The organism is Mesorhizobium sp. M00.F.Ca.ET.216.01.1.1 (genome assembly GCF_004010325.2).
Classification (GTDB): Bacteria; Pseudomonadota; Alphaproteobacteria; order Rhizobiales; family Rhizobiaceae; genus Mesorhizobium.
On sequence record NZ_SADR02000019.1, the window covers coordinates 83,650 to 108,156 of the forward strand.

Annotated in this window: 27 protein-coding genes and 2 pseudogenes; 16 read left to right on the top strand and 13 right to left on the bottom strand. The window is 61.2% G+C overall.

What is annotated here, in order from left to right; translation table 11 throughout:
* Window positions 1–418 precede the first annotated feature (418 nt).
* Complete coding sequence (locus EN859_RS23320) at window positions 419–718, top strand: SHOCT domain-containing protein (protein WP_127855032.1); 300 nt, start codon at window positions 419–421, stop codon at window positions 716–718.
* 345 nt (window positions 719–1,063) lie between these two features.
* Here EN859_RS23320 and EN859_RS23330 read toward each other — a convergent pair whose 3' ends face one another.
* Entirely contained in the window at window positions 1,064–1,495 is a 432-nt protein-coding gene (locus tag EN859_RS23330) for a helix-turn-helix domain-containing protein (protein WP_127855031.1), read from the bottom strand.
* Window positions 1,496–1,610: 115 nt separating this feature from the next.
* Between EN859_RS23330 and EN859_RS23335 the strand changes: the two genes are divergently transcribed.
* The 8 genes from EN859_RS23335 to EN859_RS23370 all read left to right on the top strand — a co-directional run bounded on the left by EN859_RS23335 (window position 1,611) and on the right by EN859_RS23370 (window position 7,891).
* On the top strand, window positions 1,611–2,003 hold the full coding sequence (locus tag EN859_RS23335; protein ID WP_127855111.1) for a mercuric transporter MerT family protein: 393 nt from the start codon (window positions 1,611–1,613) through the stop codon (window positions 2,001–2,003).
* Between the two features lie 20 nt (window positions 2,004–2,023).
* Window positions 2,024–2,317 (top strand): cation transporter, encoded by a 294-nt coding sequence (locus EN859_RS23340; RefSeq protein ID WP_127855030.1) that lies wholly within the window; start codon window positions 2,024–2,026, stop codon window positions 2,315–2,317.
* Between the two features lies 1 nt (window position 2,318).
* Window positions 2,319–2,567, top strand: a complete 249-nt coding sequence (merF, locus tag EN859_RS23345) for a mercury resistance system transport protein MerF (protein ID WP_127855029.1) — start codon at window positions 2,319–2,321, stop codon at window positions 2,565–2,567.
* Entirely contained in the window at window positions 2,564–4,861 is a 2,298-nt protein-coding gene (merBA, locus tag EN859_RS23350) for a bifunctional organomercurial lyase/mercury(II) reductase MerBA (RefSeq protein WP_127855028.1), read from the top strand. Before merF ends, merBA begins: the two co-directional genes overlap by 4 nt.
* 278 nt (window positions 4,862–5,139) lie before the next feature.
* Window positions 5,140–5,346: a hypothetical protein gene (locus tag EN859_RS23355; protein ID WP_127855027.1), complete on the top strand. Its 207-nt coding sequence runs from the start codon at window positions 5,140–5,142 to the stop codon at window positions 5,344–5,346.
* Complete coding sequence (locus EN859_RS23360) at window positions 5,343–6,062, top strand: cytochrome c biogenesis protein CcdA (protein WP_127855026.1); 720 nt, start codon at window positions 5,343–5,345, stop codon at window positions 6,060–6,062. The genes EN859_RS23355 and EN859_RS23360 overlap by 4 nt, the downstream gene beginning before the upstream one ends.
* Window positions 6,063–6,190: 128 nt before the next feature.
* Window positions 6,191–6,700: an RNA polymerase sigma factor gene (locus EN859_RS23365; RefSeq protein ID WP_127855025.1), complete on the top strand. Its 510-nt coding sequence runs from the start codon at window positions 6,191–6,193 to the stop codon at window positions 6,698–6,700.
* A 192-nt stretch (window positions 6,701–6,892) separates the two neighbouring features.
* A complete protein-coding gene (locus EN859_RS23370) occupies window positions 6,893–7,891 on the top strand; it encodes a DUF3179 domain-containing protein (protein WP_127855024.1) in 999 nt (332 codons plus the stop codon).
* 327 nt (window positions 7,892–8,218) lie between these two features.
* Here EN859_RS23370 and EN859_RS23375 read toward each other — a convergent pair whose 3' ends face one another.
* From EN859_RS23375 to EN859_RS23390, 4 genes and pseudogenes are all read right to left on the bottom strand, one after another.
* A complete protein-coding gene (locus tag EN859_RS23375; RefSeq protein ID WP_127855023.1) occupies window positions 8,219–8,668 on the bottom strand; it encodes an adenylate/guanylate cyclase domain-containing protein in 450 nt (149 codons plus the stop codon).
* Between the two features lie 80 nt (window positions 8,669–8,748).
* Window positions 8,749–9,117, bottom strand: a pseudogene (locus EN859_RS23380) (HEPN domain-containing protein); the annotation flags it as partial.
* Window positions 9,118–9,173: 56 nt separating this feature from the next.
* A complete protein-coding gene (locus EN859_RS23385; RefSeq protein WP_127855021.1) occupies window positions 9,174–10,070 on the bottom strand; it encodes an SDR family oxidoreductase in 897 nt (298 codons plus the stop codon).
* A 22-nt stretch (window positions 10,071–10,092) separates the two neighbouring features.
* Window positions 10,093–10,818, bottom strand: coding sequence for an SDR family oxidoreductase (locus tag EN859_RS23390; RefSeq protein ID WP_127855020.1), 726 nt, complete (start codon window positions 10,816–10,818; stop codon window positions 10,093–10,095).
* Between the two features lie 145 nt (window positions 10,819–10,963).
* On the opposite strand from EN859_RS23390, the gene EN859_RS23395 reads away from it, so the two are divergent.
* Window positions 10,964–11,863 (top strand): AraC family transcriptional regulator, encoded by a 900-nt coding sequence (locus tag EN859_RS23395; RefSeq protein ID WP_127855019.1) that lies wholly within the window; start codon window positions 10,964–10,966, stop codon window positions 11,861–11,863.
* Window positions 11,864–11,900: 37 nt separating this feature from the next.
* Here EN859_RS23395 and EN859_RS23400 read toward each other — a convergent pair whose 3' ends face one another.
* The 5 genes from EN859_RS23400 to EN859_RS23425 form a co-directional block, all read right to left on the bottom strand.
* Window positions 11,901–13,067: an epoxide hydrolase family protein gene (locus EN859_RS23400; protein WP_127855018.1), complete on the bottom strand. Its 1,167-nt coding sequence runs from the start codon at window positions 13,065–13,067 to the stop codon at window positions 11,901–11,903.
* Window positions 13,068–13,164: 97 nt separating this feature from the next.
* On the bottom strand, window positions 13,165–13,374 hold the full coding sequence (locus EN859_RS38740; protein ID WP_210237714.1) for a hypothetical protein: 210 nt from the start codon (window positions 13,372–13,374) through the stop codon (window positions 13,165–13,167).
* A 288-nt stretch (window positions 13,375–13,662) separates the two neighbouring features.
* Window positions 13,663–14,127 carry an NUDIX domain-containing protein gene (locus EN859_RS23410; protein WP_127855017.1) on the bottom strand — a complete coding sequence of 155 codons (465 nt, stop codon included), beginning with the start codon at window positions 14,125–14,127 and terminating at the stop codon, window positions 13,663–13,665.
* Between the two features lie 455 nt (window positions 14,128–14,582).
* Window positions 14,583–14,993: a hypothetical protein gene (locus tag EN859_RS39545; protein ID WP_245525668.1), complete on the bottom strand. Its 411-nt coding sequence runs from the start codon at window positions 14,991–14,993 to the stop codon at window positions 14,583–14,585.
* A gap of 281 nt (window positions 14,994–15,274) precedes the next feature.
* On the bottom strand, window positions 15,275–15,673 hold the full coding sequence (locus EN859_RS23425) for a hypothetical protein (RefSeq protein WP_127855016.1): 399 nt from the start codon (window positions 15,671–15,673) through the stop codon (window positions 15,275–15,277).
* A gap of 183 nt (window positions 15,674–15,856) precedes the next feature.
* On the opposite strand from EN859_RS23425, the pseudogene EN859_RS23430 reads away from it, so the two are divergent.
* A pseudogene (locus tag EN859_RS23430) lies at window positions 15,857–16,810 on the top strand (hypothetical protein); the annotation flags it as partial.
* Between the two features lie 23 nt (window positions 16,811–16,833).
* Here EN859_RS23430 and EN859_RS38280 read toward each other — a convergent pair.
* Window positions 16,834–17,121: a hypothetical protein gene (locus EN859_RS38280; RefSeq protein ID WP_189502187.1), complete on the bottom strand. Its 288-nt coding sequence runs from the start codon at window positions 17,119–17,121 to the stop codon at window positions 16,834–16,836.
* Between the two features lie 211 nt (window positions 17,122–17,332).
* On the opposite strand from EN859_RS38280, the gene EN859_RS23440 reads away from it, so the two are divergent.
* From EN859_RS23440 to EN859_RS23450, 3 genes are all read left to right on the top strand, one after another.
* Window positions 17,333–17,977, top strand: a complete 645-nt coding sequence (locus tag EN859_RS23440; protein ID WP_127855014.1) for a hypothetical protein — start codon at window positions 17,333–17,335, stop codon at window positions 17,975–17,977.
* Between the two features lie 241 nt (window positions 17,978–18,218).
* A complete protein-coding gene (locus EN859_RS23445) occupies window positions 18,219–18,857 on the top strand; it encodes a DUF433 domain-containing protein (protein ID WP_127855013.1) in 639 nt (212 codons plus the stop codon).
* Window positions 18,854–19,285: a type II toxin-antitoxin system VapC family toxin gene (locus EN859_RS23450; RefSeq protein WP_127855012.1), complete on the top strand. Its 432-nt coding sequence runs from the start codon at window positions 18,854–18,856 to the stop codon at window positions 19,283–19,285. The genes EN859_RS23445 and EN859_RS23450 overlap by 4 nt, the downstream gene beginning before the upstream one ends.
* A 520-nt stretch (window positions 19,286–19,805) precedes the next feature.
* Here EN859_RS23450 and EN859_RS23460 read toward each other — a convergent pair.
* Entirely contained in the window at window positions 19,806–20,201 is a 396-nt protein-coding gene (locus EN859_RS23460; RefSeq protein WP_127855010.1) for an MAPEG family protein, read from the bottom strand.
* Window positions 20,202–20,825: 624 nt separating this feature from the next.
* Between EN859_RS23460 and EN859_RS38285 the strand changes: the two genes are divergently transcribed.
* Window positions 20,826–21,218 (top strand): hypothetical protein, encoded by a 393-nt coding sequence (locus EN859_RS38285; RefSeq protein ID WP_189502189.1) that lies wholly within the window; start codon window positions 20,826–20,828, stop codon window positions 21,216–21,218.
* Entirely contained in the window at window positions 21,218–21,664 is a 447-nt protein-coding gene (locus EN859_RS23470) for a GFA family protein (protein WP_127855009.1), read from the top strand. The genes EN859_RS38285 and EN859_RS23470 overlap by 1 nt, the downstream gene beginning before the upstream one ends.
* Before the next feature lie 117 nt (window positions 21,665–21,781).
* Here EN859_RS23470 and ligD read toward each other — a convergent pair whose 3' ends face one another.
* Window positions 21,782–24,427 (bottom strand): DNA ligase D, encoded by a 2,646-nt coding sequence (ligD, locus tag EN859_RS23475; RefSeq protein WP_127855008.1) that lies wholly within the window; start codon window positions 24,425–24,427, stop codon window positions 21,782–21,784.
* Between the last annotated feature and the right edge of the window lie 80 nt (window positions 24,428–24,507).

Consider the following 24,507-nt stretch of genomic DNA (forward strand, 5'->3'; position numbering starts at 1 on the left):
TGCTAAGAGACATCACGGGGCGTCCATCCCGCCCGCATCGCAGCGACTATCAGGCTTTGAAAGGATGGCTCCAAGGTTATTCGGCATGCAGACCGGAAAAGAGGGTCGTCGGCTTCCAAATGCGGAGGGTTGATCTTCGCTCTTACCATATACATCGCCTCGGGCTCGCCCTAAGCCAAACACCACGGAACGGCTGAGCCAGACTCTCGGGGACCTTGTCTCGGCGCAGGGCTGGTCGTGTTCGTCAACGAAAGTAGACCAGCGACCTTTCGGAACTCATGGCTTGACATAGATCAATGGCAGTGAAGCCATCGAGGCCTAACGCTTAACATATGCTTTGCCGCGGTGAATTCGACCCGCAAGCAGTATTCGGCTCATGACAAGGGCGGCGCTTCAGCGGCCGTAAGGGAACTAGTCGATGGATCACGCTGACGAATCTGCCGCAGACCATCACACGCATTGTGGGTGCGGTGCTCACCGCGCACAGCACGGCGCCGGTGCGCAGCCCAGGTCTCACGATGACGCCCACCGCGCCCCGGCCGCCCTCGATATTCTCGACGAGCGCTTCGCTCGCGGCGAGATCGACAAAGCCGAATACCTGGAAAAGAAGCAGCTGATCTCGGAGCGTTCGTCACCCCCGAAGGCCGACCAAAGGGAGCCGGCGCCGGTCGAGGCGAAACCGGACCCGGCAAGGACGAAGCAACACATGCAGCCGTGATGAAAATCTTGCAATGATCCCACGGCGGTACGGGCGCGTTTATAACGCACTGAGGCGCGCGCAGGTTCTGCTCAAAAGTGCATCCGCGCAGATGGTGATATTGCGGCTGGCGCACGCCGCCAGCACGTCCATCGATCCTTAGGTCGCAGCTGCCATGCGGCCATACTTGGATGAGGCTTACGGCAATCCGTCGAGCGGACACTGACCGAGCATACGGGCGAAGGCTTCGCTGGAGAACGCCCGCGGCCAAGTTGCGGCGCTATTCGGCGGCCAACCCGATGAGATCGTGTTCACGAGCGGCGGCAGAAAGGCCAACAACCTTTTCTTGCGCTTCGGTTGGAGAGCTCAGAGGGCGGCCGTGTGCTCCCGGAATAGCGCCTCGATCAGCGGACATTCCGGCCGCGTGCCGTCGGCGCATTGCGCAACCACCTCCTTGAGCACCCGCTCCATGCGCTTCAGGTCGGCGATCTTCGCCCGCACATCATCGAGATGCGCCGCGGCGACGGCGCTTGCCTCGGCACACGGCTGGTCGTGCTCGTCGACTAGACGCAAAAGCTCACGGATTTCATCGAGCGAGAAGCCGAGCTCTCTTGCCCGCAAGACGAAGGTAAGGCGCCGCTCGTGCGTCGTGTCGTAGCTGCGGTAGCCGCTCTCGGTGCGCGGCGGCTCAGGTAGAAGCCCGACTTTCTCATAATAGCGAACGGTCTCCAGATTGCTGCCTGTCCGCCGGGCAAGCTCAGCCCGATGCAGGCCCTTCACGCCGGCGTGATCGCGCATCGCAAAAAACCTCTTGACCCTGTAGTTGCTACAGACTGCACATTAGCGCACGGATAGGATTTCGACAAGCAAGGCGAGCCCGAACATGGATATTTCGCGACCCAGCATTGCGGGCATGACGCCCAAGGGCGACGTGTTCCCGTCGGACCGAGGAGAAGTCAGACGCCAGCGCGTGGTGGCCGTCGGCGGCATTCTCGGCGCGCTTGCCGCCTCGTCCTGCTGCATTATTCCGCTCGTCCTGTTCACCCTCGGTATCGGCGGCGCCTGGATCGGCAATCTGACGGCGCTTGCACCGTACAAGCCATTCTTCGTCGCCGGGACGACGGCTGTTCTCGGCTACGGCTTCTATCTCGTCTATTGGAAGCCGAGACTAGGCTGCGCTGATGCCGCTGCCTGCGCACGCCCCATTCCCAGCCGCTTCGTGCAAATCGCGCTCTGGATCGCAACGGTCCTCGTCGCGGCCGCCTTCGCCTTCGACTACGTCGCCCCGCTGCTGCTTCGCGCGTGAGCAAAGAGGAGATCCATTTCATGAAGATTTATTTGAGCGCTTTCGCCCTGATTGCCTCCGTGATGGTAGCACCGGCTGCCTTTGCCGCCGAACGCACCGTCACCTTCGCCGTCGACAACATGACCTGCGCCTCCTGCCCCTACATCGTGAAGATCTCGATGGCGGCGGTCCCAGGGGTCTCGACGGTGTCCGTCTCATTCGAAGCCAAGACGGCGACCGTGACCTTCGACGACGCGAAGACGAACGCGGATGCCATCGCGGCCGCCAGCATGAATGCCGGCTATCCGGCGCACCCGAGACAGCAAGGCAGCTGACATGAATGACCCCGCCCTGATCCGCACCGGCGCCGCCGGCGCCATTGTTGCCGCGATTTGCTGCGCAACACCGATCGTTGCCGTACTCCTGCCGGTGCTTGGCTTGAGCGCGTGGCTGGCACGGGCGGATCTGGTGCTGTTTGCCCTGGTCGCGGGAAGCCTAGGTCTAGTCGCTTGGGGCTTCTATTTCCGTCGCGCCAAAGCCGCTTGCTGCGAGGCGGAGATTCACGAAGAAAGCCTGAAGCCATGAACGATTGCTGCGCAGCCTCCTCGTTCCGCGACAAGGCTTCCGCAGCCTCGACACTGCCGAGCTTTGCCGTGCGGCCGGGCGTGACGTTTCCGGACCGGTCGGCGGTTTCGTCGCACGCCGTCAAGGACGCCCTGCTGGCCATGGTCGGGTCCGACCATGTGCTCAACCGCTGGAGCGGCCATGAGGTGGCCACCGATCGCGTGCGCGTTGCGTTGCTTCAGGTCTACGCCGAACGCGGGCGAGCCCCGGCGATCGACGCGCTTGCGGGGCGTGCAGGGATCAGCAAGACGGCCACCCAGTCGGCTCTCGAAGAACTCCGTCGTCGCGACCTTGTCGTGCTCGACGGCGACAAGATCGTCGGTGCCTATCCCTTCACCGACCGGGATACCGGTCACCGAGTCACACTGGATGGGCGCTCTGTGAATGCCATGTGCGCGGTCGACGCGCTCGGCATCGGCGCCATGATCGATCGCGATATCGCGATCGCATCGCGTTGCCGCCATTGCGGCAACGCTATCCGGATCACGACGCGAGATCGCGGACGGACCGTGGCCGAGGTAGAGCCGGCGACGGCCGTCATGTGGCAAAGCGTCCGCTACGACGATGGGGGCGCTGCAGACCCGCTGTGCGCGGCCACGGCCTTCTTCTGCTCGGACGATCACCTTTCCGCGTGGCGCAGCGAGCGTTCCATGGACACACCAGCATTCCGGCTGTCGATAGAGGAAGCCTTGGAAGCTGGTCGGGCGATCTTCGGACCAAGCCTTGCCGGGGTGCGCGCCCCCGAAAATCCGGGCGACGTTACGTCGGAGGCCCGCCGCACCTTCGCTGCTTCCATCGAGACCCCATCGGGGAAGGCACCGGCCGCCGGGCGCCGGCTTGCCATGAACGGGCGCAGTGGGGATGCCCCCGATCTTGTTGTCATCGGCGCCGGCTCGGCCGGCTTCTCGGCCGCGATCACGGCCGCCGATCAGGGTGCACAAGTCGCCCTCATCGGGAGCGGCACCATCGGCGGCACCTGCGTCAATATCGGCTGTGTCCCGTCGAAAACCCTGATCCGGGCTGCCGAGACGCTCCACAATGCTCGGGCCGCGGCTCGTTTCGCCGGCATCACGGCCGAGGCCGAACTGACCGACTGGCGCGGAACCGTTCGCCAGAAGGACGCGCTCGTTTCTGGGTTACGCCAGGCCAAATACGTGGACCTACTGCCGGCCTATAACGGTATCGCGTATCGCGAGGGCGCGGCACGACTCGTAAACGGCGGTGTCGAGGTGAATGGCGCGCGCGTTCCCGCTGGCAAGATCATCATCGCGACCGGCGCGCGGCCGTCCGTTCCCGCCATTCCTGGCATCGAGACCGTGCCATATCTCACCAGTACGACCGCGCTCGACCTCGAGGAGCCGCCGCGATCGTTGCTTGTCATCGGCGGCGGCTATATCGGGGCGGAGCTCGCCCAGATGTTCGCCCGCGCCGGCGTCAAGGTGACGTTGGTGTGCCGGTCTCGCCTGCTTCCCGAGGCCGAGCCCGAGGTCGGCGAGGCATTGACTGGGTACTTCGAGGACGAAGGAATCATGGTGGTCGCCGGCATCGCCTACCGCGCGATTCGGAAGACTGAGAGCGGTATTGCACTCACGGTCGCGCGTAACGGCCAAGACACGACGATCGACGCCGATCAGGTCCTGATCGCCACCGGGCGCACGCCCAACATCGAAGGCCTCGGGCTCGCCGCGCACGGCATCGCCGTCTCGCCGAAGGGCAGCATCATTGTCGATGACCGCATGCGCACGGCCGGGGCCGGAATCTATGCCGCCGGCGACGTCACCGGACGCGACCAGTTCGTCTACATGGCCGCCTATGGTGCCAAGCTCGCCGCGAAGAACGCTCTCAACGGCGACAGCCTGCGTTACGACAACAGCGCTATGCCGGCCATCGTGTTCACCGACCCGCAGGTGGCGAGCGTAGGCTTGACCGAGGCCGCGGCACAGGCGGCCGGGCGTGCCGTTCGCGCCTCGACGATTGGTCTCGACCAGGTGCCCCGCGCACTTGCCGCCCGCGACACCCGTGGGCTCATCAAGCTCGTGGCCGACGCCAACAATGGTCGACTGCTCGGCGCGCACATTCTCGCGCCGGAAGGCGCCGACAGTATCCAGACCGCAGTGCTCGCGATCCGGCAGGGCCTCACCGTTGAAGACCTTGCCGAGACAATCTTTCCGTATCTCACCACAGTCGAGGGCCTGAAGCTCGCGGCGTTGTCGTTCGAGAAAGACGTGGCGAAACTCTCATGCTGCGCCGGCTAGATCAGCGCTCCAGCCGCCCGAACGGCAACGGTTGTGTTTGGCCGCTTAACACGCTCGACGGCCCGGGATTTGCCGTTCGTGAGACCGCCTGTTGCGCGTCCGCCAAGAATCCGACTGAGCCGAACCGGTGGGCAGGGCTTTGCCTTACGCTCGAAGGAAGCTACCAAGTGGAGTTGGGACGCACGCGGCTCACTTGCGGTCCGGCGTCGCTGATTGTCCTTCCGCCCCGCCAAGCGTACGGCGGGCGCGTCTCGTGCGAGGGTAGCCACTGCCTAACAATGGCCATCGACCCTGAGATGTTGAGCGCCAGCGACACTTCATCGATTTCCACGATTGAACGCAGCGCGTCGTGCGATCCGGTGTGGACGATGGTCGCGATGGCGGTGAGTGTCATGACGATCTTCTTCAATTCGCTGTGGGGTCGCCCATCGCTGTTCTTCCAGGCGATCCTGAGCGTTGGCAAGCCGGCGGAGCAAAACCTGTGATCGACCTCGAGCAGTTGATGCAGGAGATTACGGTTCTCACGCCTTTCTCAGTGGGCGTGGTTGCTCTTGCAGGCCTCGTCGTCGGGATTGCGCCGAGCTCGTTTCCATTGATTTCGGTCGCGGCGGGCCTGGCGGCGGGCAAGAGCTCGGCAGCAGACGGTGGGAGGCGCCTTGAAGGGCTTTGGCGTTCAGCGGGCTTCGCGCTCGGTATCGTCACGGTCGACGCGGTGCTCGGCGCCCTCTTTGGCATTGCGGGATTCGCGGTGCTGCGCGTTCTGGTCCATTACCTGGCACTCGCCTACGCCCTGCTCGCAGTCGCCCTCTTTGCGGCTGCCCTTGCCTTGCTGCGTGTCATCCACATCGTCATTCCCGTCCTAACCCCATCGCCAAAGCTTACTCGAACCTTTTTTGACAGCTATCTGCTAGGACTTCCGTTCGGTTTGTCGACCTGCCCGGCCTGCACGCCGCTCCTGCTTCCGGTCGTGGCTGTGGCAGCCGGGACGACCAGCCCACTGTTGGGAGCCGTCTTCATGGCCACCTTTGGGCTTGCTCGCAGCATACCAATCGTGGTGGCCGGCGCGGTAACCGGGAGTCTGGTGAATCTGCGCCACACGCGTCAACTCACCCGATGGGTTGAGCGCGGTGGTGGTGTGCTCATGCTCGGTGCCGCGGCATATTTTGCCTACCAGGCCGCTTTCTATGCGGGATGGCTCTGACCTATGAGGCTACTCTCGATCAGTGGTCGTCGCCATCCGACCACGGCGATATCAAGATACTGAGCTTTCTCGGCACCGCGAATGCAAAGGCGAGCACCGGCCCGGTGCCAAAGCAATGGAGGCGGTCCATGGAGAATCGCTATGTTCTGACCAATGCTGCCCGGCAAGGCGATCGCCACGCGCTGGAGCGCCTCCTCGCCATCAGTCAACCTGACATTCGACGCTACGCGCAGTCGCAATGTACCGGGGCGGGCGATGCCGACGATGCCGTCCAGGAAACGCTCTGGCTGGTCTATCAGCGCATCGGCGCCTTGCGCACCGTCACATCGTTTTCAGCTTGGGTGTTCGCGATCGTCCGGCGCGAGTGCCATCGCATGTGGCGACGGATGAATGGCCAAACGGAGCTGCCGCCGGACGACCCGCCAAGCTTCGTTTACCGGCCAGACCCGGAATTGCGCCAGGACCTCATCGCGGCGATCCACTCCCTGCCGGACAAGTACCGCGATGTGATCGTGCTGCGGGATATCCAGGAATTCTCGATCGGAGAGATCTCCGTGGAGCTGCGGCTGACGCGCGAGGCCGTCAAAAGCCGCATCCACCGGGCCAGGCTGATGATCCGAGAATATCTGGAGGACTAGAAAGATCGCGAAATGGAGAACGCCCCGTAGCGGCAGGTCTCCGTCAGCGACGGGATGGACCACCGAGATGCGGTTCAGGGAATCGTCCGTCTTCGCCTGAAAGACGCGGTCGGCACCGTAACCATTGCGATCATCTGAGCGAATCTTTTGTCAGGCGAGCGCAACTAATCGAGCGTCCGCCCGGAGGAGAAAATGGTGATCGGTCTTTTTCGGCTGGCCGCTTTTGCGGCTGCGGTGCTCATGATGGCGCCCGACCTGCATGCGCAAACCTCGCTCGCGCAGCAATGGCGGCATGAATGGCCACAAACGGATTTCTCGCACGCCCTTGTCGATCTTTCGGAGATCAGTTCCGGTGGACCGCCGAAAGACGGCATCCCGTCGATCGACCAACCGAAATTCGTTTCGGTCAACGAAATGAACAGTCTCGCGCCAAAGGAACCTGTTCTTTCCCTCATTATCGACAACGACGCTCGTGCCTATCCGCTGCGCGTGATGATCTGGCATGAAATCGTCAATGACGTGGTCGTCGGCATGCCGGTGCTTATAACCTATTGCCCGCTGTGCAATACGGGGATCGTCTTCATCCGGCGCCTGGAGGACGACCGTGTCCTTGATTTCGGCACGACCGGCAAGCTGCGCAACTCTGATCTCGTCATGTATGATCGCCAGACGGAAAGCTGGTGGCAGCAGTTCGGCGGCGAAGCGATCGTCGGCGACCTTGTTGGCCACAAGCTGAAAATGCTGCCCTCGCGTCTGGAATCCTGGGCAAGCTTTCGCGAGCGGGCGCCAAAGGGCCGTGTCCTTGTGCCGAACGACCCTGCGCTTCGCTCCTACGGAACCAATCCCTATGTCGGCTATGACCAGACGACACGGCCGTTCCTGTTCTCCGGCAGGCTGCCACACAAAGTGCCCGCGATGATGCGCGTCGTGGCCGTGGGAAAGGAGGCTTGGACGTTGCCGCTACTGCGTGCCAAGGGCATGATCGTGTCGGGCGACCTCACCATACGCTGGCGCGCCGGGCAGGTCTCCGCGCTCGATGCCGCCGACATCACCCAAGGCGCCGACGTCGGCAATGTCATCGTCCAGCGACTGGGCAAGGACGTGCCGCACACCATCCCCTTTGCTTTTGCCTTCTTCGCCTTCGAGCCAGATGGCGTCCTTTACACAGAGAACGGACCGGTCCGACAATAGAATGATCTCGGGAAGGCCGAAGCCTGGCTTTCGGCTGGATCACCGCATCGGAACCGGCGCAGACTGACGCCCGATCAACCGAGCCGATCGGCTGATCCATCGGCATAGCAAACGGGCTGCCGGGCATGCCGCGTAAACGCGATGAGGTCGATGGGATCAGCCACGCCCTCGATGGCGGCGGGGCAATTGCTCGACGGCGCCCAGTGGCGTGAAACTTTATGCGATCGCGAGATCGTAAGTCTGTCGTGCTACGAGCGCCGGCACACCGTCCTGCTTGGTGGCTTTCTCAAGCTTTGCCACAAGATTCACCACCTCGCCGATAACGGTCTATTCAAGCCGCGTCTCGTGGCCGATCACGCCGAACACGACCTCTCCGGCGGCTCCGGCCATGCCGATTGCAAGCGCCGGAAGCCCGCTTTCCCGCCGCTCGGCCCGCCGGGCTTGCGTAACGGCAATGAGCGCCTCGATCGCGCAGCAAAGGTCAGCGGCATAATTTGTGGTCGGCGCGACGGCACCGAAGCTCGCGAGGATCCCATCGCCGAGATATTTGTCGATGCTCCCGTGATGGCGTTCGATCACCGGCACGAGCCGCGAATGATATTCGCCAAGGAGCCCCATGAGTTCGCCCGGCGGCAAATCGTGCGAGAGCAGCGTGAAGCCGCGCAAATCGATAGCCAGGATAGCCGCATCGCGCCGCACGCCCTGACCTTTGACGGGCTCGAACTGAGCGTGGCGGAGCTGGTCGGCGGCGCTTTCCAGTGTTTCTGCAACAGACATCGTCTCGGATCGCCTTCATTCAGAGCTATTTTTCTCCTCCTTCCCGGGAATCAAATCGGCTCTCCGTTCAAGGTCCACTCTCATGCAGCAGGAACCTGTCGGGTAAGCATTTCCAGATGCTCCCTGCAGATCGTCTCGACGAGGCCATGCAGGACTGAGGTCCGCTCACCAAGCCATTCCAACGCCTCGACGCTGATCTGATAGTGCTCGGAATATCTTGCCTTCACGTAGGCCTCGTTCAGCGTGTTGAACCAGGCGCGAAAGCGCTGCTGGTCGCGCGGCCAGGCTTCGGTCAGCCGCCGGTCATGCTCCTCCGCCAGAGTGCGAAGAAAGTTCAGGTTGTGCGATGGAGGGCTATAGCTTGTAAGGGTCAGCAGGAAAGTCGAATAAGACTGCTCGATCGCTTGATGGAGAAGGAATGCAGCCTCCTTAAGCATACCTTCTGCTAGTCTAAGTCTAGATTGTCGTCAGGGATTGTTCGACCGCTTTGCCGCCGCAGATTTGCTCAGCTTCTAAAATAGACTTCCCGGTCGATGTCCGCGAGCAAACCGGACCGGGTGGGTTGCCAACCAAGCGCTCCCTCCGTCCGCTCGCCGGACGCCTGGCAGTCCAGCATCGCAAAATGAGCGAACCAGCCGAAATGAGCCTTGGCCTCATTGGGCGCGAGAGCGACAAGAGGGACGTTCAGGCGCCGGGCGACAACCTCGGCGATGCGGCGGAATGGAACCCCGCTTTCCGCGACGGCGTGATACCGCACGCCCGAGGCGCCCTTTTCGAGCGCCAGCCGGAACGCCCGCGCCGCATCAAGCCTATGCACCGCGGGCCAACGGTTCTCCCGGTCGCTCGGATAGGCGGAGAGACCCGTCTCACGCGCGATCCGGATCAGGATGGGCACGAAGCCGTGGTCGCCGTCCCCGTGCACCGACGGCGGCAGGCGGACCACAGCGACTTTCCCGCCGCGCGCTGCCACCGCGGCCGCGGTCCGCTCGGTGGCGACGCGCGGGTTGGGCGTCTCCGCCGGCGGCAGGTCGTCCTCGCTCACCACGCGGTCGCGGCCGGCGAGCAACCCGATGGCCGACGTCACGACCAGCAGCCGGTCCGTGCCGGCGAGCGCCGCGCCGAGCGTCTCGATTGCGCGCCGGTCCAGCTCGCAGTTCTCGGCAAAGCGCGAGAAGTCGTGGTTGAAGGCGGTGTGGATCACCGCATCTGCCCCCGCCGCGCCGCTGCGCAGGCTTTCCGGATCGCCGAGATCGCCGTGGTGGACCTCGGCCCCGATCGCGGGCAGCGAAGCCGGCGCCGCGTCCGAGCGGGCAAGGCCGATGACCTCGTGCCCCGCACCGAGCAGTTCCTCGACGACGGCGGAGCCTATGAACCCGCTCGCGCCGGTGACAAAAACCCTCATTCTCCTGTCCAATCCTCTCACATCACATGCTGACGGTCGGGTTGACGACGACCTCGCTGACGTCGACATCCGCCGGCTGCCCGATCGCGAACCGGATCGCGCGGGCGACGGCATCGGCGCCGACCATCCCGGCCGCCCGGAAGGCCGCGACCCGTTCCTGCGTCATCGGATCCGTGATCGTGTCGGCGAGCTCGGATTCGGTTGCACCGGGCGAAATAATGGTCGCGCGAATATTGCGGTGCTCTTGCCTGATGCCGTCAGTGATCGCCCAGACCGCGTATTTTGTCGCGCAATAGACCGCGGCCGCCGGCACGACGCGGTGCGCCGCGATCGAGGCGACGTTGACGATTTGGCCCGATCCGCGCGCCTGGAAGTGCGGCAGCACGGCCGCGATCCCGTTGAGCACCCCGCGGATGTTGACGTCGATCATCCAATCCCACTGCTCCACGAGCAGCGCGGCAAGCGGCGAGAGCGGCATCACGCCGGCGTTGTTGACGAGCACGTCGATGCGCCCGAACCGTTCCTCGGCCGCTGCCGCGAAAGCCGCGAAGCCTTCCCGCTCGGTCACATCGAGCCGCGCCCACCCGACGTTGTCGCCCAATTCCCGTGCCAGCGCCTCCAGCCGCTCGACGCGCCTTGCGCCGATCATCACTTTCGCGCCCGCAGCCGCCAGTTCGCGCGCGGTCGCCTCGCCGATCCCGCTCGATGCCCCACTGATCAGCACCACCTTGTCTGAAATGTCGTCCATTGCTGCGCTCCTTTTCGGTTCTCCGCCATTGTGGTGCGCGTCGGCGCCGAACCGCTAGACTGATGCGCCGCGATTATTGCCCAATCCTCCAGGAGGCGCGGATTTCGCCTTGTCGCCCTCCCGCGCGCGTGCGACGGTCCAACCCATGGAAACACTCGCCGAAATCGCTGCGGCGATCGGCCGTCACGTGTCGAAGGACGGCTTCAACGCCACTCTCATCGATCGCGTGTCGCTTGTTCGATCCTCCACGCCGACGATGCCGATGCCGAATGTCTACCGGCCGCAGCTGTGCCTCGTCGCACAAGGGCACAAGGAGGTCACGCTGGGCGACAGCGTGTTCAGATATGCACCGGGGCGCTATGGGATCGTGACCTACGATCTGCCGGCGACAGGCCAGGTAGTCGAGGCGACGCCTGACAAGCCCTATCTCTGTCTGTACCTCGATTTCGATCCGGTCATGCTGGGGGAGTTGGCGTTGCGCGTGCCGCCGCTGCCGGGAGCGCCCGCCCCGCCGATAGGCAAGACGGTGTCCGACGCCAGCGCCGATCTGCTCAACGCGGCGCTGCATTTGCTGCGCCTGCTCGACGATCCGGCAGCGCTGCCCGTGCTCGGGCCACTTGCCGAGCAGGAAATTCTCTACCGCCTGCTCACCGGCCCGGACGGCGCCAGGATGCGCCACATCACCACCGGTCAGGGCCGGGTGGCCCAGGTCGGCCGCGCCATCGCCTGGATCCGGCAGAACTTCCGGGAACGGTTCAGCATCGAGCGGCTTGCCGCGGAAGTGGGCATGAGTCCGTCGAGCCTGCACGAGCATTTTCGCGTCGTGACGGCGATGACGCCGCTGCAATTCCAGAAGCAGCTCAGGTTACAGGACGCGCGCGGCCTGATGCTGGTCCAGGACATCGACGCCACAACTGCCGCCTTCCGGGTGGGTTACGAAAGCCCGTCGCAGTTTAGTCGCGAATACCGCCGTCACTTCGGAGAACCGCCGGCGCGCGACATCGCCCGCTTGCGCGCTTCGCCGGGCTTGGCAGTGGTAGCTTGAGTTCAGCCTACCGGCGTCGGCGCACTAACGTTTGGTCCTAAATATCGCCCCTTGAACGAAGCGGCCTGAAGAACGCTCGGATTTCCTCGGCCAGCGCCTCCGGTTGCTCGAGTGCCGCGAAATGACCGCCCGCGGGCATGCAGGTCCAGCGAACAACATTGAGTGCGCGTTCGACCCAGGAACGCGGGGGCATGGGCAGCTCGCGCGGGAAGACGCTTACTCCGAACGGCACGCTAACCCGCTCGCCTGCATCGAAGGTCAGCGGTTGAAGGCGCATTTCCTTGTACAGTCGCAACGACGCAGCGATGTTGCCGGAGAACCAGTAGATCGAAATGTCGGTGAGCAGCGTGCCGATAGGTATCGCGCGCTCGAGTTCGCCGCCGCAATCGCTCCAGGCGCGAAATTTCTCGGCAATCCAGGCAGCAAGGCCGATGGGACTGTCGGAGAGCGCGAAAGCCAGGGTCAGCGGCTTGGTGGACTGGAGCGCCGCGTAGGCGCCCTCAGCTGCCGCGAAGGCCGCCGCCTTGCCGAGGAAGGCCATCTCTTCGCCGGGTAACCGCGCCGTGCTTTCGTCCAGACCCGGACGGAAGCTGCCGGGGATATAGTTCAGATGAACGCCGACGAGGCTCTCGGGAAAACAGCGCGCCAGCCAGCACGAGACGCCCGCTCCGATGTCGCCGCCTTGGGCTGCGAAACGATCGTAACCAAGTCCGGCCATGAGCTCTCGCCACATGGCAGCGACCTCCCGAGCACTGATGCCCGGAACGGCAGGCGCTTGGGAGAAGCCGTAGCCGGGCAGCGATGGCACGACGACGTGGAACGCATCTTGGGGATCGCCGCCGTAGGCCCCCGGATCGGTCAAAAGCGGGATGATGCGCTCCATCTCCACGAATGAACCCGGCCAGCCGTGCGTCAGGATGAGTGGCATGGGCGCCGGGCCTACTCCCGGCTGGTGCACGAAGTGGATGTCGAGGCCCCGGATCGTCGAAACATACTGCGGCAGCCGGTTGAGGCGACACTCCTGCATCCTCCAGTCGAACTGGTGCAGCCATTGGTCTCGCAGACGCTTGAGGAACGAAAGGCTGGTACCGTCCTCCCAACTGTCTGCATCGATCGAATCGGGCAAACGACCATTCCGCAGGCGGCGGTGCAGGTCTTCTATGGCTTCGTCGGTTACGTGGATCGTGAAGGGACGGCTTTCCATGCGGGCCTGCCAAACGGTTGCGGAAGTTGCCAACTGAGGACAGCGTACCAATCTCGCGGCACTGCGACGAGAGTCACGACCGGGTCCAAGCCCCTGCCTACAATGCGTCGATCCATGCGGTCACCGCGGCGTTCACGTCATCGTTGCGGTCGAGCATGATCCAGTGCCCGGCTCGAGTCCACACTTCCACCTTCGACTTGGGGTTCGAGAACCACGGCCGCATCTGGCGGGCCTGGCCCGGATCCCGGCACAGGTGGTAGAATGGGATCGTCAGCCGCCGGCAGAATCGGGCGCTCGCCTCCGCCAACTTGATCCGGTCCCGTGAAAAGTGGACCAAAGGACTCCCGCACTACACGCTTGGGCATGCCCTGGACTCGTCGTGCGTGCCAGCGCTTGAAGGCCGGATCGGTGGTGCGGTCGTAGGCGCCGGCAAACAGCGCGGGAACCACCGTGCCGGGATCGCCGGCGGCAAGGTCCCGGGCGGTCTTGCTGAAGAGTCGCGCTGCCGCGGTATCGAAGCCGAACGCACCGTCGATCGATACGACGGCGCGGACTAGGTCCGGTCTCTTCAGTTGGCTATTGCGCCTGCCGTGAACTATCGAAAATACGGTCCCGTACCGCTGAGTGCGTCCAGTGCGATCTGGCGATGCTGTTCGCTGTAGAGAGGCGGCATTGCATCTTTGTCGAAAAATTGAAGTTCAAATGTCTCCTCGTTATCAACGGTCAAAGCCCCCCCAACAATTCGCATTCTGAACATGAAAGCAACACATTGGCACTGATCGCCGTTCTCCAGTGTTTGGAAATACTTGGTATAGATACCGATCAACGAAATCGGGTCCACCTCAAGGCCCGTTTCCTCCCGCAACTCCCTTACTGCCGTCTCGTGCGCGGCTTCTCCAAGCTCCATCACTCCACCGGGGAAACCCCATACTTCGCAATCTCGTGTGCGCCGCTGCAAAAGGACTCGACCGTGATCATCTTCGATCCAACCGCCAGCGGAGTTCACGAAGATAAGCTCGGAGCCGATTTGCGACCGTAATCTTCTGATCCACTCAGACACGATTGGTCCCCTACAGCTTCTCAATTGGTTGGGCGCCGAAGAACGTATCCTGTTTCAGGGGTAGACGCACCGCATTACCATTTCGCAGGCATTCTCCAGCAAATTGCCGCTTTCCACCCCTTGGCCGTGCAGCGCAATGACCAGTTCGGGTCACGACCGTGAGTTCCGGCGGACGTCTCCTTATAGATTTGCCGCGCCACAGAGCGGCGGCCAGAGTTCTCTTCTGGCAGCGTATAGCTGCCATTGTGTCTGCAAATCGACCTTACGCTGACACGAAATTGTGTTCGGAAACTACGGTTTGTAGACACCGTCCCCTCCCTGTTGCGCTTCTCGACCATCTGGCCGTCAAGGCAAACCGGGCATTGACGCACACCGTGCCTTCGATGGTCTCGAACCGCACCTGATCACCGGCGATCTCACAAAGCTCCCGGAGATAGCGGGACGGCTGGCGGCTGTTAGTGATGAGATATACGCCCCGACTGGCGCGCGTCAGCGCGACGTAGAACAGGCGCCTTTTCCTCGGCGTAGGCGAAGGTTTCAGGACGCGGAATGACCAGGTTGAGCAATTCATCGTCCTCTATGCGGCTCGGCATCTCCTCGAACTTGCAGGCGTCGATCCGGCCAGAATCGCCGACCCCTTGCTGCGTCTCGAACTCGGCTATTATTGCCGGCTGTTCGACATCGCAGCCGGTGAGACGGGCGACGATTTTTTCGGCGCACGTTTTGGACAGGGGTTGATGACGCAGCAGAACTTCGACGCGGTTAGCAAGCTGGTGGTCGGTGCCCCGACTGTTCGCGATGCTCTGGTGGCGCTTGCGGAGAATTACCGCTGGATCCAGGAAAACTCGAGCCTGCAATTCAAGCACGTACAGATAGGGATCATGAACAAATAAGCCCCCGCTCGACTTGGGGTTTTCAATGTCTCGCCATCGCCTTAGCGTCACCCGAACGGTGCGGCCGCTTCCATGACAGGCGCCATTTCGCTTTCCCGAGCCTGACCTCCGTTGCGATCAGAAGCGCCGAGATATAGGTCAGCTTCCGGATCAACTCCTGAAAATCCAGCGGATCCAAAGCCGAATGCCAAAGAGTCATAATCTCTGTGCAGAGGTGCTAGTCCTCGGTCCGATTATGCTGATCGGGTCGGCGATCACTTGACGCCAAGGGCACCCTTGAGTTCCGCCAATTTTTTCATGCACCCTTGCTCGTCTCCAGCTTGGGACATCTTGCGGGCTTCAGCCATCAATTGGCTTGGATGTTCGGCACTTTGGTCGCTACGGCTGCCAGTCACCTGCTCTTGGTGAGGTGTGGTCGGCTTCACTTCTCCCGTCGTTGCTCCGGTCGTTTCAGGGTTGCCGCCCTGTTGCTTACCGGGCAGGACTTCTTCTTGGTGCTTCGTCGCCGGTATGCCTGACTTGCTAGGGCTTGCGCCCGTTTCGGCGGTGATAACGTTCGGCTCGAGCACCTTCAACTCCTGGCCGCAGTCGGCAAAGGCCGGCGAAGCGAACGCAAGGACTAGCGTCGACGCGGTGGCTATCCGTATGGACATATGAACCTCCAATAGGGGTTGGTTTAATCATGAGGAGGAAACGGCTATATGCCCCGGGAGTTCCTGCATCGATCGACGAACCGCCGTGCGAGATCCTCATTTGAACGAGCGTCTTCGGCCTGAATGTCGAGCCACTCGCGCAATTCCCGTGCTCCGCGGCCCGCGAAATTCTTGTACCCTTAGATAGCGAAGGCGATTTCACAGATTGATTCCAACCGGATTGGGGTCGATCTGCGAAGTGTGCAGCTTTGGTTTCAAGAGAACGAGATAGCACTGCCAATATTCGTTGGCTGGCGAGGGTTTTTGGGTGCGATGATCCGGTGGCAACCAGCGAATGGCAGATGGAGCTTAGTGCGGCGCAATCGCGGTTATCGGCCAAGAGACGAGAATCGAAGAGAGCCGGAAGCAGCGTTGCACAGGAGATTCCAGATACAGCACCGGCTGCGCCCTTCGATGACGACACAGCGTCTCCGGCAGAGCTAAAACGGGATCCTGACGCCAAGGGGCCGAGGCGGCGTTTTAGTTTGGCGAGGAAATCGGAGGCGTTTTTTAGTCACGGATCTCCCCTGAACTTACCGGCGTCGGTGTTTGCGGGTGTCACCGCTCTTGGGTTTTTGTCGTATATTACTGGGATTCACAGCGTGACATATGGCCGGGCGGATGGGGTCGTCAAGCAGGTTGGGTTTCTTTGGACAGCGAATTGGACATTCGTCTTCATGGTATTTTTGCCACTGTTTTTTGCCTTCGTGACCGAGCTAGTGACCTTTTGGAAAGATGAAGGCCGCCCAAAGCTTGTAGCGCAGGGCGACAAGATGGAAAGCGACGATGCCTGGGCGCGCAGCGTAGAAGCTTCTTCGTATTCATATTGGGCGGTTTTTTTTGATTTGTGTGCTGTTCGCCGGTCTTTTTCAGTGGATCGGCGTGTCATTGATCCCGTTGATGAAAGGTGGTGGCAACTATGCGACGGATTGGGGCTCGTTAGCGATTGTGCGCCCTGAGGTTATATCGGTGCCGGAGGCGGTCGTATTCACGGGGCTCGCTTACCTATACATGTGCCTCTGTTTTTATCTGTTCTTCGTAGGTCTCATTTTGCTTTATACGGTGATTCATGATCTTTGGAGAATTGGAGAAGCAGCGAGTAATGGGCCGGAGATGGATTATCAATACGAGCTCAATGAAGCCAGCCTCGTGCGAGGATGGATTGCGGCGAGGCCGTGCTTTTGAAGCTGATCGGTCAACAATACCTCGGAGAGCTGTTGCCAATACACGGCATCCTGAGGCGAGCAAAGCTTCTGCGGCGCATCTCGGTCGCCGAGCCCGCCGTCGATAAAAGTCCGGCATGCGGTTACCAGCGCCGACCGAAGCGCTGCGCCGTGCTCGCTCTGGTTTGGGTATCGCCTGCCGATCGCGGCGGGAAGATCAAGGTCACGGATTTCACCGTTCGACATTTCGGCCTCGACAGCAGGAGAGACCAGGCGGCAATCGACCGCGCCAGGATGGCCTCGGGAGCATGAAAATAAGCCGTGTAGTATTCAGTCAGGTGCTTGCCATCAATGCATTTGTGCGAGTGCGTATAGTGTAGCCATGTTGAGCCGAGCGGAATAGTGCCCGACTCGGTGCCGTATGCGTCAAATTCGGACGGCCAGAGATGGAGGCCATATGACGATGCCGATTCCTGAGAACCTCAAGCTTCTTCACACCGGTGAGGAAGTCGTATGGCAGAAATCGATCGCGGCGATCGAGGCCGACCCTGACCTCAGCCTTCATCTGGCGATGATCGAATGCGTGATGGACCTGCTGCAGTTCTACCGCATGGCCTATGATGAAAAGGACGAGGACCAGCTCATCGTCAAGCTGCTCGGGGCCAGGATTTTCAACGATCTCGGCGCCTCGATCAGGCTGATTCTGGGCGGGTACTACCAGGCAGCAGGCCTGCCGACCCGAGACATTCTGGAGACTGGGTTCCTGCTCGACTATTTCTCAACGGACCCGGCGCTGATCCAGAAGTGGAAAACCGTTCCAGAGGAGAAGCGTAACAAGGAGTTCAGCCAGGCGAAGATCCGGGAAGTGCTCGACAAGCGGGACGGCTATGAAGGCAAGAAGCGATACGAGCACTATAAGCTTCTGTCGGCCATTGCGGCACATCCGACACTTGCCGGCTTCACCATGCTGCGGCCAGAGCCCGGCGCTGACGCCCACATGGGCCCCTTTTTTGTTCCTAACCTTCTCACAGCTACGATTCAGGAGCTGGTGAAGGTGACAATGACGGGTTGGGAAAACTTCAAATGGTTCTTCAAACCCTAAACCCTGCCCCAATTTCGAGCGACGCTACGCTATCTCGAGATGAGTTCGGAATGGGTTGAATGCATCTACGGAAAGAAGCTCGATCGAGGTGATATCGAGGCGGTCAAACGGATCCTCGCACAGATTGACGGTCAGCCGAGCGACCGCGTCCCACCCGCTGCGTGAGGCCATCCGACATAGGGTGGTTGCATCTTCTCTAATTCATCCCTAGATTGGGGAGGAATTAGAGAAGGAGGGACCGATGGCTTCCCCACAGACATTGACATTGAGCGAGGCGGGCTATGTCCTCGACCGGTCAACTACGACGCTGAACAAGGCAGTCGATACCGGTGTCATCCGTGCGAAACAGCGCAGAGTCGGCAAGGCCGTGCAGCGCCTCGTCGGTCCAGCGGAACTTCGCTTTCTGCGACTGGCCGATGAGCTCGACAAGGACCTCACTCCTTCTGGCCGGCGGCGCCTCTACGAGGCGTTGCGGAAGTTATCTGCCAGCACCCACATGGTGCGATGGGGCAAGCTCGACCTCGACCTCGCGCGGATCGACAGCGATCTGGAAGTCCGCCTCGCACGGCTTGAGCACATTCGAAACTGGGTGGATCGCAGTGAGGACCAGTCCGAGGCTCTGATCCGGGACACTGAGATTCCCGCTCACCTGGTTGCTGCGCTCGCCAAGGAGCAGACCGTCGAGGAGATTCTGAGCGATTTTCCATCACTGTCGAAGACGCAAATCGAGGCAGCTATAGAATATGCGAAGGCCTACCCCAAGCGCGGTCGGCCCTATGCGCCCCGGAGCTTGAAGCGGACGCTATCGGAGATGGCTGATCTCGGCGTCTTCGACGGGGACGACAGGCTGGAGGGATCGGCGCCTCGGGCAATTCCGTGACGCTGTATCTGCTCGATGAGAATATTCTGCGAGAGACGGGAGCCCGTGGCAACGAGAATGTCCGCCGCTGGCTCGCAACCATCGACGACACCGACCTGCGCTTGAGTGCCGCGACGCTGTTCGAAAAGCGCCGCGGCGCGCAGGCCCTCAAGAGCCGCGATGCGGAGCGCTCCGCAGTCCTTCTTGCCGCGATCGACGCGCTGGAGAAGTCGTTCTCGGATCGCATCATTCCTATTGATGCGCCCGTGGTGGCGGAGTGGACCCGTCTGCTTGCGGGCAAAAACAAGGACCGGTGGGATCTGGCCCTTGCGGCTACGGCGAGGGTTCATGGGCTTGTTCTCGTCACGCGGAATGTGCGGGACTTTGCCGGACGTGGCGTACGTATCCTTAATCCGTTCAAGGATCCCCCTGAAGAGCTCGAGGCCTGACCACGTGGGCGAGAAACCCTTCGCCCGTCCCACCATCGTGGCCAACGTGTTGCTGGCCCGGGCCGCGCGGACTCACACCGAGATAACCAAATTGGTTGTCGCCATGACTCTCATCAAGAGTGGTGGGGGTTGCGCTTGATTTTTGCGAGACGAGCACTGCAACGGCGGCTATCGGCGGGGTGGATCTGCGCGTTAAGTCGATGGACCATCGAACCAGGCGAGGAACCAGGACCGTGCTGCGGCTGCCTCCTCGCAACCAGCTGGAGGCGTTTGTCCGGAACGAGATAGTGCCACAGTTGCGCGACCAGATACGTGCCGACGAATGGCCATTGCGCATCGCGATTGACAGTGATGACGCAGGCTTAGACATCACGATAGATCCTGCGAAATCACCCTATAGCCAAGGCGGATTCGCCGCCTATGACGTCCCGAGGATCAAGGACCGCAATCCGCTCTTCAACGCACTCAGGGCTAGTGCACGCACAGCATAGGGCAACTAGCGATGGTCAGCGCCACAGTGTCATTGCATCATCAGATAGACAATTCTGCCAAGCGCCTCGAATAGAAGTGCGAAGGCCGCAATCGATTGGATGAAGAAGCCGGGATAACGGTTGAGTGGCGCCGAGGGATACCCAACGAAATAGGCGATCCGGCCAACGAGCCAAAGCAGGCCCAATGCCGCTGCCCATATAGGACTCCAGTAGATAGCGAACAGCCACATCGACGGCAGAAAGATGGGTAACCATTCCACGCTGTTGGAGTGCGCTCGGATCGCTCGTTCGAGCAACGGGTCTCCCGTCATGGTGGGAGCGAGGATGCCCGTCTTTTTATGCGTGCGAGCGACAGTAAGCGCCATGCCGAATATCATGAGACTGCAAAGCAGCGTGACAACAGCTACTGGATAATAGTTCTTCACCTCTCCAATTCCCTATCTTTGGTCGCCGTTCTGCCAAGCAATCAGACGTTGCCATCAGTGGCAAGACGCACAGCCGTCATCCCTGACACTCCGGCGCGATGAAAGGCACCGCCTAGCGCGGAACTTTCTGCGTGAATAGAGGTTGTGTGCCTCGAACAATCAGCGACGGGGCTAGCAGTTGAAGGGTTGAAGGGCAAATTCTACACAGATCTGAAGATGAATGCGTTGGCGCACGTCTCGCTCAAAAGAGGCGCCGGTGACGATTGCGACCTTGATGGCATCTCGATAAGCGACGCGTTGGAGCTTTTGCAGGTGCTTGGCATTGATTGGTCTTCATCCGCTCGCCATTCGCCACTGCTGAGCAAAATCCGATCTTCGCCGACACCTCGAAATAGGCCTGTTGCCGCCGACTGCGGAGCGCCGGAAGTGGGCCAGCCTCACTGGCGAGGAAGCGGGCCCGGTCAAGGTTTGCCGGCCCTTGACCAGCAGCGAGGGATGCTGCCGTTACTGAAACCAGCCCCCGCATATCAGGTTCCGCTTATGCAACGAAAAGCCTGCATCTCTCGAAGGCGATCATATGGAACATTCCTGACAGCCCGTCGTTGGCCAGCAAAGGAGATGCGAATGGCTAAGGTCCAAACCCTCAACAAGGCAATCGTAAAGGAGCCGGAGGTTGCGGGCACCAGAGTCGAGCGCAAAAACCCAAGCGTCATCGAAGACGGTCAAGTGTCGGTTGCACCAAAACCGAAGGATCGCCGTCTAAAGAGACAAAGTATCTTGGAGATCCCTTCCCGGCCAGACAATCCGCGGCGCGCCCAGTTGCTAGCAAAACACCACGCCCGACCGCCGAACGGGAGAGTAATCATGCCTCCCAAGCCAGAGCCGACCGAAGAACCGCCATTGGATGCGCCGATTTGGACGCCAGACGTGCGCGAGCCAGACCCCGACCTTCAGCCAGATGAGCTTCCTGACCCCAATCCCGACGAGAACCGTGATCCTCCCATGAAAGCACTCTGATGAGCGAAGATGACGTTCGCAATGGTGGCTGTCTTTGCGGAGCAGTCCGCTTCTCGGTCAAGGGCGCTCCGCTGCGCATTGGTCTCTGCCACTGTCATGATTGTCGGCGCACGAATGGGAGCGCTTTCAATTTCTTCGGCGTGTGGCCGAGATTTGCGTACCAAGGAACGGGCCAACTCAAGACTTTTGCAGGTCGGAGTTTCTGCCCGGAATGCGGATCTCGAGTCGCTTCATTGCGGGACGATGAGGCGGAAATCATGCTCGGAACACTCGACCTTGCTCCGAGTGATATTATTCCGAATTATGAACTCTGGACCGGCCGGCGCGAACCTTGGCTGATGGACCTGCAATGGGCTGAGCAATTCGAGCACGACCGTGAACTCCGCGCCATCGACGCGCCGCCAATCCAGCCTAGCATCTCGGCACCGCCTCTGCAGCCGGAGTAACTCGGCCTTGCTTAGGCAGCGAGCCTTGAACCGACCTTAGCCGCTAACATCGCGACAGCCCATCCGCAGCCAGACACTTTCACCCACGGGTATCCAACACAAGGAACAAAGGCGCTTTCATGCGGCAAGCTTTGCTGAACCGATACGTTTGATGGCTGTGACGATCGACCTTTCGCCTTCATCATACTCCGCCCACGCCACGGTCTTCTTCAGCAGGCTCGGCGCCGTGCGGACAGTGTATTTTTTCGGGTCGAGATCTGCCCTGACCTGAACCCATGTCAACGGCATCGAGACCGTCGCACCTTCGCGCGCACGCGATGATAGCGGGGCCACTGCTGTGGCCATGCGATCGTTGCGGAGATAGTCGAGAAAGATCCGGGACGTCCTCAGCCTCTTGGCCATATTGACGAGATAGAGGTCCGGGCTATCGGCGGCCATTTGCATGCAGACCGTCTTAGCAAAGGCCTTCGCTTGTGGCCACGTCGTCTTGCTTCGCTGACCAGTTAACGGCGTGACAACGTGTAGCCCCTTGCCGCCCGTGGTCTTGCAAAAGCCGACCAGGCCCAGGTCTTCGAGACGGTCGCGCATTTCCTTGGCGGCGGCGACGACTTGCGCAAAGGCAACTTCAGGGCCCGGGTCCAGGTCGAAGACGAGACGGCCGGGAACTTCGGGATGGGCGGGCTGGCAATTCCAGGGATGCAACTCCAATCCGCCGATCTGAGCGATCGCCGCCAAGCCTTCGACGCGGTCGATCTGCAGATATGGCTTGTGGTCGCCGAACACTTTCACCAGCTCAAGTAGATTGGATGTGCCCGGCATGGCATGGCGCTGGAAGAATTGCTCGCCGGTGTAGCCATCTGGCGCTCGCACCAGCGAACAGGGGCGGCCTTTGAGATGTTTTATCATCCAGGAGCCCACCGCCTCGAAGTATTCCGCAAGGTCGAGCTTGGTAACCGGCTGGCCATCGTCGCCGGCATTCGGCCACAGTGGCTTGTCAGGCTTCGAGATAATGACGCCCATCACAATTGGGGTTTTCGCGGTTCGGCCAGTCACCTTGGCAGGCTGTGCAATCTGCGTCTCTTGGGGATCTGCGGGGCGCTCCGTCTCCACGTCTTTGGCCGGCTTGTCTTCACGCAATCCTTTGAAGGCGGCCTGTCTGACATTGCCGCCGCCTGTCCAGCCGGCGAACTCGATCTCGGCAACCAGTTCCGGTTTCGCCCAAAAGACGGTCGCATCTTTCTTCGGTGCACCGTCGCCGGTGAACGGCGACCTACTCGCCTTCATTTCCTTCAGCTTCGGCAGTAGTTGCTTGAGCTTTGCCTCGCTATATCCGGTCCCGACACGGCCGATATAGGCGAAATGCTCGCCGCGATTGACGCCGACCAGCAAGGATCGGAACTTGCCGTTGGTGGTCGACCAGCCGCCGATGACGACCTCATGGCCAGCCCGGCATTTTGATTTGGCCCAGGTGTCAGTTCGTCCCGAGACATAAGCTGCATCAGCCTTTTTAGAGATGATGCCCTCGAGCGAAAGCCGGCAGGCGGAACGCAGCACTGCATCGCCGCCATTGGTGAAGTGCTCGACATAGCGGATGAGATTTTCCTCGCCACGATCGACCTCACCGAGCATGTCGCTCAGCCGTGCCTTGCGTTTCGAGAGAGGCAACTTTCGCAGATCCACACCGTTTGCTAAGAGCAGATCAAAGGCAAAGAAGATCAGATCCTTCGTCCTACGCTCTGACAGCGCGGCTTGCAGAGCGGCAAAATCGGGAGCGCCATTTTCGCCGAGAGCAACGATCTCTCCATCGACGATCGCATCGGGAAAGCTGGACGCTTCCTTGGCGATGGCGCCAAACTTTTCCGTCCAGTCCAGGCCTTTTCGGGTCTTCAGCGTGGCGGCGCCATTTTCGACATGCAACTGAACGCGGTATCCATCAAACTTGATTTCGTGAACCCAGTTGGCTCCTGCCGGCGGGCGGGAAAGCGTGGCGCAGAGCTGCGGTGCGATAAAGTCAGGCATCTTCGCGGACGACGCACGGGCGGCTCGTTTCGGACGCGGAGATGACTTTGCCGATTTAGCCGTGCGCTCATCGGCGGCATGGCCGTGATTGCTATCCCACACGGCATCGCCATCCCCCGCCGATGATCCTTGCATCATAAATGGCTTCGGCCCGGCACCCTTTCCCACAATTTTGTCCATGCTTCGTCCGGAGGCGACAGACCTGTACTTGGCCAGCACCGCGTCGCCATTGCCTTCCGTCGCATATTTGTCGCGGTGTTTGATCATCAGCCAGTTCGTCCGCTTCCCGCCGTCACGATTGTGCTTCATGCGCACCAGCACGAAGCTTCCATGCAGGCGCTTGCCTTCGAGCGTGAATTTCAGATCGCCTTTCTCCAGCGCTTGTTGCGGAGACAGCGAACCTTCCGGCTCCCAGTACCCGCGATCCCACAGCAAAACCGTGCCGCCGCCATACTGACCCTTAGGGATCGTGCCTTCGAAGTCGCCATAGTCCAACGGATGGTCTTCAACCTCGACGGCGAGCCGTTTGTCCTGGGGATCAAGCGATGGGCCTTTGGTGACGGCCCATGATTTGAAGACGCCATCGAGCTCGAGGCGCAGGTCGTAGTGGAGCCGCGTCGCCGCGTGTTTCTGGATGACAAATCGAAGCCTGTTCGATTTCGCGATCGACCGCTCGCCGCTGGGCTCTTTCGTCTTGGTGAAATCGCGCTTGGCGCGATAGGTGGAAAGCTTGCCCTTTGTCATGGAAATGCCCCGGCTGATGACGCAATGCGCAACTCAACGCCGTGAGCGAGATTTGGTTCGGTCAACGCCATTCCCGCTGT